This window comes from Synechococcus sp. NOUM97013 (assembly GCF_014279815.1).
Lineage (GTDB): Bacteria > Cyanobacteriota > Cyanobacteriia > PCC-6307 > Cyanobiaceae > Synechococcus_C.
On record NZ_CP047941.1, the window covers coordinates 2,122,260 to 2,136,499 of the forward strand.

The 14,240-nt window shown below is 56.4% G+C and carries 11 protein-coding genes, 2 tRNA genes and 3 rRNA genes; 8 read left to right on the forward strand and 8 right to left on the reverse strand.

The features are described 5' to 3' along the window. The first annotated feature begins 224 nt into the window (after nt 1-224). The 8 genes from SynNOUM97013_RS11580 (at nt 225) to SynNOUM97013_RS11615 (ending at nt 6,054) form a co-directional block, all read left to right on the forward strand. Complete coding sequence (locus SynNOUM97013_RS11580; RefSeq protein ID WP_186479919.1) at nt 225-488, forward strand: DUF2973 domain-containing protein; 264 nt, start codon at nt 225-227, stop codon at nt 486-488. A 56-nt stretch (nt 489-544) separates the two neighbouring features. Next, complete coding sequence (locus SynNOUM97013_RS11585; protein WP_186470175.1) at nt 545-928, forward strand: hypothetical protein; 384 nt, start codon at nt 545-547, stop codon at nt 926-928. 239 nt (nt 929-1,167) lie between these two features. Next, nucleotides 1,168-3,705, forward strand: a complete 2,538-nt coding sequence (gene hrpB, locus SynNOUM97013_RS11590) for an ATP-dependent helicase HrpB (protein ID WP_186479920.1) — start codon at nt 1,168-1,170, stop codon at nt 3,703-3,705. A gap of 69 nt (nt 3,706-3,774) precedes the next feature. Further along, a complete protein-coding gene (locus tag SynNOUM97013_RS11595) occupies nt 3,775-3,918 on the forward strand; it encodes a chlorophyll a/b-binding protein (RefSeq protein ID WP_186479921.1) in 144 nt (47 codons plus the stop codon). Nucleotides 3,919-4,030: 112 nt separating this feature from the next. Beyond that, complete coding sequence (locus SynNOUM97013_RS11600; protein WP_222929847.1) at nt 4,031-4,213, forward strand: hypothetical protein; 183 nt, start codon at nt 4,031-4,033, stop codon at nt 4,211-4,213. Continuing rightward, the gene (gene xseA / locus SynNOUM97013_RS11605) at nt 4,203-5,357 is read left to right on the forward strand and encodes an exodeoxyribonuclease VII large subunit (RefSeq protein WP_186481613.1); all 1,155 of its coding nucleotides are present in this window, start codon (nt 4,203-4,205) and stop codon (nt 5,355-5,357) included. Before SynNOUM97013_RS11600 ends, xseA begins: the two co-directional genes overlap by 11 nt. 99 nt (nt 5,358-5,456) lie before the next feature. Next, nucleotides 5,457-5,705, forward strand: coding sequence for an exodeoxyribonuclease VII small subunit (gene xseB / locus SynNOUM97013_RS11610; protein ID WP_370586427.1), 249 nt, complete (start codon nt 5,457-5,459; stop codon nt 5,703-5,705). Further along, nucleotides 5,698-6,054 (forward strand): DUF2834 domain-containing protein, encoded by a 357-nt coding sequence (locus SynNOUM97013_RS11615; RefSeq protein WP_186479924.1) that lies wholly within the window; start codon nt 5,698-5,700, stop codon nt 6,052-6,054. Before xseB ends, SynNOUM97013_RS11615 begins: the two co-directional genes overlap by 8 nt. An 11-nt stretch (nt 6,055-6,065) precedes the next feature. On the opposite strand, the gene SynNOUM97013_RS11620 is transcribed toward SynNOUM97013_RS11615, so the two are convergent. From SynNOUM97013_RS11620 to SynNOUM97013_RS11655, 8 genes are all read right to left on the reverse strand, one after another. Continuing rightward, on the reverse strand, nt 6,066-6,416 hold the full coding sequence (locus SynNOUM97013_RS11620; RefSeq protein WP_186479925.1) for a hypothetical protein: 351 nt from the start codon (nt 6,414-6,416) through the stop codon (nt 6,066-6,068). Nucleotides 6,417-6,463: 47 nt separating this feature from the next. Next, nucleotides 6,464-7,402: a YihY/virulence factor BrkB family protein gene (locus tag SynNOUM97013_RS11625; RefSeq protein ID WP_186479926.1), complete on the reverse strand. Its 939-nt coding sequence runs from the start codon at nt 7,400-7,402 to the stop codon at nt 6,464-6,466. Between the two features lie 112 nt (nt 7,403-7,514). Next, a 5S ribosomal RNA gene (rrf, locus tag SynNOUM97013_RS11630) occupies nt 7,515-7,631 on the reverse strand. Nucleotides 7,632-7,748: 117 nt separating this feature from the next. Continuing rightward, nucleotides 7,749-10,614: ribosomal RNA gene (locus SynNOUM97013_RS11635) — 23S ribosomal RNA — on the reverse strand. Between the two features lie 390 nt (nt 10,615-11,004). Beyond that, nucleotides 11,005-11,077, reverse strand: a tRNA-Ala gene (locus tag SynNOUM97013_RS11640). A 9-nt stretch (nt 11,078-11,086) separates the two neighbouring features. Further along, nucleotides 11,087-11,160 (reverse strand) — tRNA-Ile (locus SynNOUM97013_RS11645). A gap of 187 nt (nt 11,161-11,347) precedes the next feature. Next, nucleotides 11,348-12,832, reverse strand: a 16S ribosomal RNA gene (locus SynNOUM97013_RS11650). The 16S, 23S and 5S rRNA genes sit together here with 2 tRNA genes alongside, the layout of an rRNA operon. A 600-nt stretch (nt 12,833-13,432) precedes the next feature. Next, the gene (locus SynNOUM97013_RS11655) at nt 13,433-14,236 is read right to left on the reverse strand and encodes an inositol monophosphatase family protein (protein WP_186479927.1); all 804 of its coding nucleotides are present in this window, start codon (nt 14,234-14,236) and stop codon (nt 13,433-13,435) included. Nucleotides 14,237-14,240: the final 4 nt, after the last annotated feature.

The window sequence follows — 14,240 nt, forward strand, 5'->3', positions numbered from 1 at the left end:
AAATCTGAGGCATTCGACGGGATGTCACAACCATGGCGAGGACAATGACGCGCTTCGTGGAACAGACCGTAAGCAGATGTTCCTGGTCAGCCCAGGGGGGGTCGCCGCCCATTCCATGACCAGATGCAACCGCTGCCCTCTCCTGGGGCAGCAAAAAGCACCTCACCATGGCGATGATGGTGATGATTCACGTCCAGCCCTAGACAGCCCATCGCAGTCACTCCATGCTCAGCAGCCTCTTCCCTCTGATCTACGGCCTGGTCTTCATCGTTTTGCTCTGGCAGGCCTTCCAAGTGATGGGACGTGGCTTCAGTGCTGCGGGACGACCCTTCGGCACTCCTGACCCGGGCAAGGACCGCACCGGCAAAGTGACCATTCATCCCGAGCTGCTCGACGGAGATGGACGCCTGACCGAGGAGGACCTGCTAACTGTTCGATTCAGTGGTGATGAAGAGAGCGGAGAGTCGAGTGCCCGTTCCGGTGAATAAGTTGGGAACGAAAGCTGTCAGACAGCTCGTCACGGACTCATAGGGAGAACCTTCTGGTGGATCAAAGAACACGGGTCGTAGCTGCAGTGATCAAATCCGTGAAGCTGCCTCCTCGCTTCCGCTTGCGCTTACTCAAAGAAGATCCCGTTCGCCTGGAGCTCAGCCTGACTCCCGCTTACGGGAAAGATCCGATCCAGGTTGGATTGGTGGAATCACTGGACCTGGTGGCTCGCCGTGACCGGGAAGGGCGCATTCCCAGAGACCTCCAGGGCACATGGGACTGGACCGTGCGCCACGGGCAGGTCAGCACCGGGGGATGGAATCCCTATCTCAAGGAGGCCCTGCAGACCATGTTCGAAACAGGACTCCCGGCGATTGTTTACGAAGAACTCACGGGTGAGGACTACCACCCGGTGGATGGCGCCCGCCACGTTCGCTGAGTGGCGCCCTGACCTGAACAGAGATGTGAAGCCGTGCGAACGGATACGGCGTACGGCAAACAAGGAGAGCTAAAACAAAGCGACTACGGCCTTTAAGGATTTCTTTATGGCCACGCTTCGCTTTCGTATCGCTCCCCTGGTTCGCTTGCTTGCCGCCATGGGCGCCTTGAGCAGCATCTTGTTGCTGGGACTGCTCAATCTGTTCAGCTAACGCCGACCGTCAACCCCGACCGTCAACGTTGAGTGCTTTCCCGATCGATCCGTTGCTGCCAGAGCTTTGTGCTCGGCTGCTCGGAACTGGGACCCTGATCCTTCAGGCGCCACCTGGCGCTGGCAAAACCACGCGCGTGCCTCTGGCCCTGATGGGGGAGTTGGGGGTGACCTCCAGCCTGAAGGGGCGCATTTTGCTGGTCGAACCCCGCCGCCTGGCTGCACGCGCCGCCGCATCGAGACTGGCCCAGTCCATCGGCGAACCGGTCGGACAGCGGGTGGGCTACTCCGTGCGCAATGAGCAGAAACGATCCGCCAAGACCCATGTCGAAGCGATCACAGACGGGCTGTTCCTGAGACGCCTGCAATCACAACCGGACCTCCCGGGCGTGGACTGCGTGATCTTCGACGAATTCCACGAACGCCGGCGGGACAGCGACGTGGCGCTTGCGCTGCTGCGGGAGGCCCGAAGGATTCTGCGTCCTGATCTCAAAGTGCTGCTGATGTCAGCAACCCTGCAGATTCAGGAGCTGGCCTCAAAGCTGGATGATGCGGAAAGCCTGACCAGTGAGGGCCGCGCTTACCCCGTTGAGACACGACACAGTCCCAAGCGAGAGCGGGAGACCCAGGCACAGCATGTTCTTCGTGCTGTCGAGGAAGAGCTCCAGGACCTGGAGGCTCATCGGCGTGCCGGGAGCACACCCCCTGGCGTCCTGGTGTTCCTCCCGGGCATCCGGGAAATTGAACGTTGCAAGCAGCGGTTGCTGGCTGCCCCAAGCCTGACGAACTGGGACGTACGGGCACTGCATGGCCAGTTGCCGCTCAAGCAACAGAGCAACGTGCTGAACCCCTGCGACGGGCAGTGGAGTGGCCGCATCGTCCTGGCGACATCGATTGCGGAAAGTTCACTCACCCTGGATGGCATCCGGCTCGTGATTGATGCAGGCCTGAGTCGCCACACACTCTTTGATCCGGGAACCGGCATGGAAGGGCTGGTCACGGTTCCCGCCAGCCTGGCCAGCGCCGAGCAACGTCGCGGACGCGCCGGCCGCCAAGCTCCTGGACGTTGCGTGAGGCTCTGGTCGGCGGCGGAGCATCAACGCCGGCCGCAGCAGGATCGCCCTGAATTGCAGCGCGCTGATCCCCAACCCACAGTTCTCGACCTCGCGCAGTGGGGCGCTGGACTGGGCGAGGGCCTGCCATGGCTGGAACCACCGCCCCGCGCGTTGCTGGAAGAAGGACAGCAGCAACTGAAACAACTGGGGCTTGTCAGCGACAGTGGCCAGATCACCGCCGACGGCCATCGCGTGGCGCGGTTCGGCATGCACCCCCGGCTCGGACGGATGCTGCTCCAGGCCAAACGCTGGGGGGTCGAGCCTCTGGCCTGCGATCTTGCCGCACTGCTCAGCGAAAGGGACGCACCAGGGTTCCGCAACCTTGGCGCCGACCTGAGCCAGCGCCTCCGGTCGCTCCGAACGCCCCGTCGGACTGATGGGGGCGATGGACTCGGCACCATCCGCCAACAGAGCCGCCAATGGCTGCGACAGCTGCAGCAGATGGACATGGAAATCGAGGAAGCCCCTCTCGATGATCCGCCCGATCTCGCCATGGCCCGGTTGATTGCGACCGCTTTCCCCGAGTGGCTGGCCATGGCACGACCAGGACGCATCGGCGCCTTTGTGCTCCGGCAGGGGCGTGGTGCTGTGCTGCCGGAGACCGATCCGCTCAGCACCTGTGAAGCACTGGCCGTGGCCCAACTCGACCTCAAGGACCGTGATGCGCGCATCCGAATCGCTGTTCCCCTTGGCCGTTCCACGCTTCAGACCATGGCCGAGGAGGCTGGCGCGTGGAAGGAACAGGTGATCTGGGATGAGAAGCAGCAAAAAATCCGTGCCGAACGGGTGTTGCATCTGGGAGCACTTGAGCTGCAGCGCCAACAACTTCCACGTCCATCCGCTGAGTTGGTCAGTAAGGTGCTCTTGACGCGACTGCGTGAGAACGGGCTCGACTTATTGCCATGGGATGACCGACTTGAGCAGTTGCGTCGACGCCTGCAGTTGGCCCATTGCCGCCTCGGCTCACCATGGCCGAACCGCAGCCGTCAAAGGCTTCAGGACGCCCCTGAGGACTGGATCCTGGAGGCGAGCCTCAGCTGCAGCAGTTGGAGTGAGCTGGAGAGCTCAACCTTGCAGGAAGCACTATGGGGAAATCTCAGCTGGCCTGAACGACGCGAATTGGATCGCCTCCTCCCTGAGCGTCTCACGATTCCGAGCGGCCGGGACGCGCGCCTGGAATACGGCGAAGAGGAGGTGACCCTGGCGGTGAAGCTGCAAGAAATGTTTGGCTGCTCGGAGGGTCCTGTCCTGCTGAACGGCGACTTGCCCGTCACCCTGGAGCTCCTCTCCCCAGCTGGCCGCCCGTTGCAACGCACCCGCGATCTGCGGGGATTCTGGGCTGGGAGCTATAGCGATGTCCGCCGGGAAATGCGTGGCCGCTACCCGAAGCATCCCTGGCCGGAATCACCGATGACCGCTGCACCAACCGCCAAAACCAAAAAAGCGCGCTGATGTCGCTTTTACGACATTCAACAAAACTCCAACCTTTGTTACATTGTGTTCAGTCACGGAACACCACCCATGTCTGACAACGCAACTCGCTTCGGCTTCGTCAACTTCGCTGAAACCTGGAACGGCCGCCTGGCCATGCTGGGCTTCGTCATCGGTCTCGGCACCGAGCTGCTGACCGGCCAGGGCATTTTGTCCCAGATCGGCCTCGGCTGATTCACCAGCTTCCAGTTTCACAGAGCTAACGCTCTAACGAATGAGCCCCGTGGAATTCCACAGGGGCTTTTTTTGTGGCCTGCCGTTGCGAGAGAGTGTGTCCAGCCGATCTTTGTCCTTGCTCCCCTTCTTCGCCGGCAATCGCCGCGATGGTGCCAGGCTGCTGAGCAGTGCACTGGTCTTCCTGACCATCGGGATCACCCAGCTTGACCAGCGCTGGGGCCAGGTTCTGACCCTGATCGCAAGTTTGGTCTGCATTTACTGGGGTGTCGCGTATCGCCGTCTTGATCGCTGACACCATTCCCAGTTACTCCGTTCAGGAGCTGAATCAAGCCATTGGAGCCCTGCTGGAACGGGGATTCGCACCGCGCTTTCTCGTCCAAGGCACCGCCTCCCGTCCTCAGGTCAAAAAAGGACATCTCTGGCTGAACCTCACGGATGGAGACGCCACCATCACGGTCGTTTGCTGGTCGTCACGACTAAAACAGCTCAACTACGTGCCAAAGGATGGCGAAGGCATCACAGTGGTGGGCAAGCTCAATTTCTGGGCAGCCCGAGCCTCGTTAGCCGTCCAGGCCGTCGACATTCGGCCAAGCCTGAGCACCGTTGAACGTCGATTTGAGGCTGTTAAAGCGCTGCTGACACAAGCAGGCTTGATTGACCCAAGCCGCAGTCGTGCTTTACCGGCACAGCCGAAACGGATCGCCGTGCTCACCAGCGTTCCGAGCTCGGCCCTTGCCGACATCTTGCGCACGGCGAAAGACCGTTGGCCGCTCACCGAACTGTTGGTGGTGCCCATTCCGGTGCAAGGCGCCGTGGCCGACAAGATTTGCCACGCCATCGGTCGTTTGACAGTTGCACAGACATCGCTGAACTTGGATGCCCTTGTGCTGGCACGAGGTGGCGGCAGCAGGGAGGACCTGATGGTGTTTGACGATGAGCAGGTTTGTCGAGCCTTGGCAAACTGCCCATGCCCTGTTGTGACCGGTCTTGGACACGAAGATGACCTGACAGTCGCCGACTTGGTGGCGGACCACCGTGCAGCCACCCCAACCGCCGCGATGGTGAGTCTTCTTCCCAGCAAAACCACCGTGCTGCAGGCCTTGCAACAGCAGAGTGTGCGACTGCAGCAGCAGCAAATCTGGCGCCTAAAACGCGAACAGGAGCGGCTCCATCAACGCAGCCAGATGCTCAGCCGTCTTCAGCCAAAAACCCTGTTGATGCAGCGACGCTCACAGCTGAACCAGCGGGAGCAACTGCTCTGCGCTTTGAGTCCCGATCGCTGGTTGAACCGTGGATTTGCCAAGGTGACCCGAACTGACGGCTCACTCCTCCAATCCGCAAGCCATGCGCGCCCAGGGGATGATCTTGTCGTTCAGGTGCACGACGGTCTCCTCGAAGTCAACGTCGCGTCAGTCAAAACTTCAGGATCGGGGTGAGCGCTCGCTGCACCCTTCCTCCCCTATGCAACGCACTGATTGCCCACATCCTGACGTTTGTCTCTGATGCCGAAAAAGTCCAAACCAACTGACAGCAACTTGTCCGCCACTTGGGCCAAGGAAGCTGAAGCGCTGACGTATGAGGAAGCCTTTCAGGCACTCGAGCTGCTGCTGGTGAAACTTCAGGACGACGCCTTGCCCCTGGCCGATCTTCAGAGCAGCCATCAGCGTGCGGAGATCTATTTGCAACGCTGCCAAGCCCTGTTAAGCGAAGTGGAACAAAGCGTTTTGAAGCTCGATCCGGATACGTTGGAGACTGAACCCTTTGAGCAGCAACAGGATGCGTAGCGCTTTGACCTGGGGCTATTTGGTTCTGGCTGTGCTGGGAGCAATCTTGCCTTGGCAAGCCAATTTGGAGTTCATGCAAGCCGCTGCAGGCCCTGGATTTGATCTGCCTGGCTTCATCCAAGATGCCAATCTGACGGCCGCTTCGCGCTCCCTGAGTCGAGACCTCCTGGTCGCAGCATCAGCGTTCACGATCTGGATCGGCGTCGAAGGGCGACGCATGCAGGTGCGTGGATGGTGGGTGACATTGATCGTCTGCGTGACGGTGTCGTTCGCCTGCGGAGGACCGTTGTTCTTGCATTTGCGTGAACGTCGACTGCAAGAACTCGAGGCTGCCGAAGAGTCGTCCTGAAAACCACCAGATCAGGATTCAACGTCTTCAGCAGTGATGTCGATGGTGGCTGAACTCGCGGGTGTCGACACTGCATCCACGCTGGCTGCACCATCACCTGATCCATTAGAAACAGGCATGGCGGCGCCACAAACGGGACAGTTCTGCGAACGCTGCAGAGTTGCCGCTCCGCAGGCGGGGCAAACCTGCATCCTGCTTTGAATCAACTTCCAACCAATCCATCCCAGGCCTCCCAGCAAGAGAGGCAGCGCCAGCACAATCAGCGCAAGCCCCCCCAACACATCGATGACTGCACGACCAGCGGCGGTCGGTAACAACAGCAGCAATGCCAGCAGCCAAATCAACGGAGACACACGACCCATGCCAGTTCGGTCCTTCAAAGGATTGATGACATAATCATCGATTAAGGTCAGTTCTGGCTGAGATTGACGAGCGGATCACCGTCCTTATTCATTCGCATGTTGGCCAACTCAACACTCCAACACTGTCCGAAATAAATCACAACCCCAATCATCCAGACCCACAAGGTCAACACAAGAACACCACCAATCACGCCATAGGCCTGAAATCGAGCACCAAGAGAAAGAATGCTTCGGCTGACAGCCAGATTCAACAATGTCAGAAGAAAACCAATTAATAATGAGCCAGGGATGAGCGGAGAGAAGGGCACTCGTCGACTCGGCAAAAGGAATTGCAAAAGCAACGCCATCGCCGAAAAGCCCACAAAAGGTATCAACAAGCGTCCAAATTGAAGCACAGGAACATCAGCGAGAAGCTCGGCAAGCCATGGCAGTGATTGCGCAAGGTCAGCCATCAAGGTTGCTGGCAACATCCGCAGATTGGCACTGATCTGGTCAACAACAACCAGCAATCCAACCAGCATGACAACAAAAAAGGCTTCGATTCTCACCCGTACAAACTGATACGCCTGAGCACCCAATGGCAACGCGTTAGGGAGAGGTTGCAGCACATCACGCCACAAACGATCAGCCCCCCGCTGCAAGGTGAGATAAACATTTCCAGCCGTCACCAGCAACACACCTGCGCCAAGCAAGCCAGCACCGAAACCTTGTTGAACCAGCTTCTCCATAGTTTGCCTCACGATGGAAACAGCCGTAGGAGGCAACACACCACTGGCGTAACTAATGATTTGATCATCTAGATTCTGCTGACGACCAAGCAACCAAGATGCCAGCGACAAAGAAATCAGCAGGATTGGAAAGATCGACTGCAAGGTGTAATAAGCAAATGCCGCACTGAGATCCACACAGTCAGCGTTAGCCCAACGAAGATAAGCCTTCCAAAGAGATCGAACCAATCGACGAATCAGTAGCCTTTTGCTAGGCATGAATTCGCTCAAACCTGGAAACCCAAACTCAAACTAGCGCGTTAAGGCACAAAAAAAGCCACCCCATCGCGGGGTGGCTTTCTTTGGATCACAGCAGTGATCAGAATGTTTTACCTGGCATCGAGCTATTTTCTCAGGGGGCTACCCCCCAAATATCGTCGCCGCTGCTGCGTTTCACAACCGAGTTCGAGATGGATCGGAGTGGGACCACAGCGCCATGGACACCAGGATAGAAAACATTCTCAAGGAGTGAACCCTGAGAACTGCATAGGTCATCACCTTCCACTTTCGCTTCAAAGTGATGGTCAGAATCGAATAAAACTTGCCTCAGACAAGAGCCAAATGAATGGTCAAGCCCTCGGTCTATTAGTACTCCTCCGCTGCATCCATTGCTGGACTTCCACGTAGAGCCTATCAACGGGTGTTCTTCCCGTGACCTTACTGGGTTACCCCATGGGAATACTCATCTTGAGGTGGGCTTCCCACTTAGATGCTTTCAGCGGTTATCCACTCCGCACATGGCTACCCAGCGTTTACCGTTGGCACGATAACTGGTACACCAGAGGTGCGTTCCTCCCGGTCCTCTCGTACTAGGGAGAAATCCTCTCAATATTCCTACGCATACACCGGATATGGACCGAACTGTCTCACGACGTTCTGAACCCAGCTCGCGTACCGCTTTAATGGGCGAACAGCCCAACCCTTGGGACCGACTTCAGCCCCAGGTTGCGATGAGCCGACATCGAGGTGCCAAACCTCCCCGTCGATGTGAACTCTTGGGGGAGATCAGCCTGTTATCCCTAGAGTAACTTTTATCCGTTGAGCGACGGCCCTTCCACTCAGAACCGTCGGATCACTAAAGCCGACTTTCGTCCCTGTTCGACTTGTAGGTCTCACAGTCAAGCTTCCTTCTGCTTTTGCACTCGTCGGCTGATTTCCAACCAGCCTGAGGAAACCTTTGCGCGCCTCCGTTACCTTTTAGGAGGCGACCGCCCCAGTCAAACTGCCCACCTGATACTGTCCGCTCCCCGGATAACGGGTGAACGTTAGAACCCTAGCTCTGAAAGAGTGGTATCTCACCATTGACTCCCTCGTACCCACGAGCACGAGATCAACGTCTCCCACCTATCCTGCGCATTCAGAGCCCGGGCACAATACCAAGCTACAGTAAAGCTTCATAGGGTCTTTCTGTCCGGGTGTATGTAGTCCGCATCTTCACAGACAATTCTATTTCGCCGAGCCTCTCTCCGAGACAGCGCCCTGATCGTTACGCCTTTCGTGCGGGTCGGAACTTACCCGACAAGGAATTTCGCTACCTTAGGACCGTTATAGTTACGGCCGCCGTTCACCGGGGCTTCAGTCGCCAGCTTCGCTTACGCTGACCGGCTTCCTTAACCTTCCGGCACTGGGCAGGCGTCAGCCCCCATACATCGTCTTGCGACTTAGCGGAGACCTGTGTTTTTGGTAAACAGTCGCCAGGGCCTCTTCACTGCGACCACCTTGCGGTGGCACCCCTTCTCCCGAAGTTACGGGGCCATTTTGCCGAGTTCCTTAGAGAGAGTTACCTCGCGCACCTCGGTATTCTCTACCACCCCACCTGTGTCGGTTTCGGGTACTGGCAGTTATGCCTTAACGGGTATAGAGCTTTTCTTGGAAGCTTGACATCACCAACTTCGCTGCCGTAGCAGCTCGTACTCACGCCTCAGCTCGGAACGTTTTCGCCGCTCCTCAACGCCTTGAACGCTTGAACCAGTAACCAACATCTGGCTTGGCTAGCCTTCTCCGTCCCTCTTCCCAAAACATAACCGGTACAGGAATGTTGACCTGTTATCCATCGACTACGCCTTTCGGCCTCGCCTTAGGTCCAGACTAACCCTCCGCGGACGAGCCTGCCGGAGGAACCCTTAGGGTTTCGGTGCATGGGATTCTCACCCATGTTTTCGCTACTCAAGCCGACATTCTCACTTCTATGCAGTCCACGCCCGCTCACGCTAACGCTTCGCCCCACATAGAACGCTCCCCTACCATAAATCCGCAGCTTCGGTACAACACTTAGCCCCGTTCATTTTCGGCGCAGGATCGCTCGACCAGTGAGCTATTACGCACTCCTTTGAGGATGGCTGCTTCTAGGCAAACCTCCTGGTTGTCTGGGCAATCCCACCTCCTTTATCACTTAGTGTTGATTTGGGGACCTTAGCTGGCGGTCTGGGCTGTTTCCCTCTCGACCATGGAGCTTATCCCCCACAGTCTGACTGCCTCGCTACACACAGGGTATTCAGAGTTCATCTCGATTTGGTACCGCTCTCGCAGCCCGCACCGAAATGGTGGCTTTACCCCCCTGCTGGAGCACGAGACGCTACGCCTCAACGTATTTCGGGGAGAACCAGCTAGCTCCGGGTTCGATTGGCATTTCACCCCTAACCACAGCTCATCCGCTGATTTTTCAACATCAGTCGGTTCGGACCTCCACTTGGTATCACCCAAGCTTCATCCTGGCCATGGTTAGATCACCCGGGTTCGGGTCTATAAACACTGACAAACGCCCTATTCAGACTCGCTTTCGCTATGGCTCCACCATTTCCGGTTTAACCCGCCAGTGCCTATAAGTCGCCGGCTCATTCTTCAACAGGCACACGGTCACCCTATAAGTAGGGCTCCCATTGCTTGTAAGCTCACGGTTTCATGTTCTATTTCACTCCCCTCCCGGGGTTCTTTTCACCTTTCCCTCGCGGTACTGTTTCGCTATCGGTCACACAGGAGTACTTAGCCTTACGAGGTGGTCCTCGCAGATTCACACGGAATTTCACGTGCTCCGTGCTACTCGGGATACAGCTAGGTCAGTTCAGTTTTCGTGTACGGGACTTTCACCCTCTGTGGTGTGTCTTTCAAACACTTCCACTAACATTCCTTTTCCACATTGCTGTCCCACAACCCCAATAGTCGAAACTATTGGTTTAGGCTCTTCCCCGTTCGCTCGCCGCTACTTAGGGAGTCGTTTTTACTTTCCTTTCCTCCAGCTACTAAGATGTTTCAGTTCGCTGGGTTGGCTCGCGCCAGCCTATGGATTCAGCTGGCCGTATTAAGGGTTGCCCCATTCGGAAATTCCCGGATCAAAGCGTGTTTCCAGCTCCCCGAGACTTATCGCAGGTAACCACGTCCTTCATCGCCTCTGTGTGCCAAGGTATCCACCGTGAGCCCTTTGTAGCTTGACCATATAATCTCCAACACGCTTGCCGTCGTTGAAACGGATTCTCACTGATTTATTCCTAAATCAATAATCAAACTCCTGATTGCTCGACACAATCAGAAGAACGTGATGGAGTCTCGGCTCTTGCTCAAGAATTAACATCATCCTCAAAAAAGAATGATGCATCCATGAGAGATGCTTTATTCTTTCCAGACTCACCTATGCAGTTGTCAAGGTTCTGCTAGACATCCAACTGATTGCTCAGTTCGAGCCCAGCATCTTATCAACCAAATTCAGAGAAAAACTCTTCACTTAGAATGACAGGAAGCTGAGTTCATGCCAGCGGACACATCTAAATCACACGCCATCGAGTTCACCTTCCATAATTCAGAAGATGGAGATTAAGTTCGGACAGTGGAGGTTAGGAGACTCGAACTCCTGACATCCTGCTTGCAAAGCAGGCGCTCTACCAACTGAGCTAAACCCCCAACACCGAATGGGCCATCCTGGACTTGAACCAGGGACCTCACCCTTATCAGGGGTGCGCTCTAACCACCTGAGCTAATGGCCCAGGAAGACTCAACCCTTGTGGGGTGTGACCTAGACAAAGTTTAGGAACTGAACATCTCCTTCAGTCTCTTGATAATTGCTCATCAATTACTGCTCTTAATGCTGAGGTACCGATCGACCTAAGGTGACAGGATTTCGGCCTAAGAATAAAAGTACTCAGGCATCAAAATCATTGTGTTGTCTCCCTGTTAGGAGGTGATCCAGCCGCACCTTCCGGTACGGCTACCTTGTTACGACTTCACCCCAGTCATCAGCCCCACCTTCGACGTCCTCCTCCACAAGGGTTGGAGTAACGGCTTCGGGCGTGGCCAACTTCCATGGTGTGACGGGCGGTGTGTACAAGGCCCGGGAACGTATTCACCGCAGTATGCTGACCTGCGATTACTAGCGATTCCTCCTTCACGTAGGCGAGTTGCAGCCTACGATCTGAACTGAGCCACGGTTTATGAGATTTGCTTGTCCTCGCGAACTTGCTGCTCTTTGTCCGTAGCATTGTAGTACGTGTGTAGCCCAGGATGTAAGGGGCATGATGACTTGACGTCATCCACACCTTCCTCCGGTTTATCACCGGCGGTCTCTCTAGAGTGCCCAACTAAATGCTGGCAACTAAAGACGTGGGTTGCGCTCGTTGCGGGACTTAACCCAACATCTCACGACACGAGCTGACGACAGCCATGCACCACCTGTCACTGCGTTCCCGAAGGCACTCTCTCGTTTCCAAGAGATTCGCAGGATGTCAAACCCTGGTAAGGTTCTTCGCGTTGCATCGAATTAAACCACATACTCCACCGCTTGTGCGGGCCCCCGTCAATTCCTTTGAGTTTCACACTTGCGTGCGTACTCCCCAGGCGGAACACTTAACGCGTTGGCTACGACACCGGAGGGGTCGATTCCCCCGACACCTAGTGTTCATCGTTTACGGCCAGGACTACAGGGGTATCTAATCCCTTTCGCTCCCCTGGCTTTCGTCCATGAGCGTCAGTGATGGCCCAGCAGAGCGCCTTCGCCACTGGTGTTCTTCCCGATATCTACGCATTTCACCGCTACACCGGGAATTCCCTCTGCCCCTACCACACTCAAGCCCAACAGTTTCCACTGCCATGATGGAGTTAAGCTCCACGTTTTAACAGCAGACTTGAAGGGCCGCCTGCGGACGCTTTACGCCCAATAATTCCGGATAACGCTTGCCACTCCCGTATTACCGCGGCTGCTGGCACGGAATTAGCCGTGGCTTATTCCTCAAGTACCGTCAGATCTTCTTCCTTGAGAAAAGAGGTTTACAGCCCAGAGGCCTTCATCCCTCACGCGGCGTTGCTCCGTCAGGCTTTCGCCCATTGCGGAAAATTCCCCACTGCTGCCTCCCGTAGGAGTCTGGGCCGTGTCTCAGTCCCAGTGTGGCTGATCATCCTCTCAGACCAGCTACTGATCGATGCCTTGGTGAGCTCTTACCTCACCAACTAGCTAATCAGACGCGGGCTCATCCTCAGGCGAAATTCATTTCACCTCTCGGCATATGGGGTATTAGCGGCCGTTTCCAACCGTTATCCCCCTCCTGAGGGCAGATTCCCACGCGTTACTCACCCGTCCGCCACTAACCCGAAGGTTCGTTCGACTTGCATGTGTTAAGCACGCCGCCAGCGTTCATCCTGAGCCAGGATCAAACTCTCCGTTGTAGATCATTTCCTCTTAGACGTTCTCACGTCCTCAAAATGATTTGCGTCACCCATTGCTCAGTTTTCACTCGCAACAGTTGAGGCCTCCTTTCGCTGACACAAAAGGGTTCTTAAGAGTGCATCTCTAGATTTCTCTTTCAATGACTTTCCAGGATCTCAGATCCGGTTGTTGCTCCACATCGCGCACACCGACAACTCAAAAGCTCGTGAAAACTTTCAAGCTGTAAGCACGATGCTTCTTTGCAACGAATAATTGTTGACGGGACCTCACACCTTCATCGCTCTTTCATCAAATCCCGCAACACACATCAAACGATGTATCTCGCGGTCCTTGACGCGATGAAAGCGTCAGTTCCTAAACTTTTCGATTGTCCAGGTTCTGCCTTCGCGCCCCCTCTCAGGAGCGGTTGGCGGTGCGGTCTCGCGACCGCTTGTGAAACTTACAACACCGTGGGATCGCTCCCTCTTGGCCTCGTAAGCACTCCCAAACACTACAAGCTCGCGCTCTTCACGTTTAGAAGCTGCGCTTCAGGCTTTAGCCCCCCGCGCAGTCCAAAACCATAACCCCTTCACCCCCTCACCCGCAACCCCTCACCCTTCTCAAGGGAGAAGCAGCGACTCTCCCCATGGCTTGAGCCGGTTCAGCTCAGCCTGCGATGCCGCCACGAGCACCGGATAACTGACCTCTGAAAGGTCACGACCCGGCGTGAGCACAGCCGGGTTTTCATCAAGCCAAAGAACAGGACATTGAAGTTCGCTGAGCACCAACCAGGCCGCAGCCAGATCCCAGATCTTGGGAGTCGCCTCTAAAGCGGCAACGGTCTGTCCCATGGCAACGCTGACCATGTTGAGACTGGCGACGCCGAGCAAACGGATCTTGGCGGGGAAAGGCTCTTGATGACGGCGCTGCAACACGCGGATTGCACGACTGCAGAGAGACACACAGGCACTGCCCGAGGACTGACGGGTCTCAACAGCAATCGGTTTTCCATTGCGCCAGGCACCTCGACCACGAATTGCAACGATGCGCTGTCGCAACGAGGGGACCTCGAGGAATGCCTCCGTGGGCTGACCATCCACAAAACGAGCCACGGAGATCGCCCAGTAAGGAATGCCTGCAGCGAAGTTGGTCGTGCCATCAAGGGGATCGACCACCCAGAACGCTGAGGAAGACGGACACTGCTTCTCACCTTCTTCGCTCAAGGTGAATTCACCGGGGGCCAGCGCAGCAAGACCGTCCACCAGCATCTTGTCGCTCCAACGATCACAGGCAGTAATCAAGCTTCCATCAGGCTTCACGTCGGAAACGATGTGACCGAAATCCTGGCGCTGACGATCCGCCACCCGGTCAAGCAGCTGATGAACCGCGAGCAGTTGCTGAGGAGAAAGGAGGCTGGAAGTCAACGTC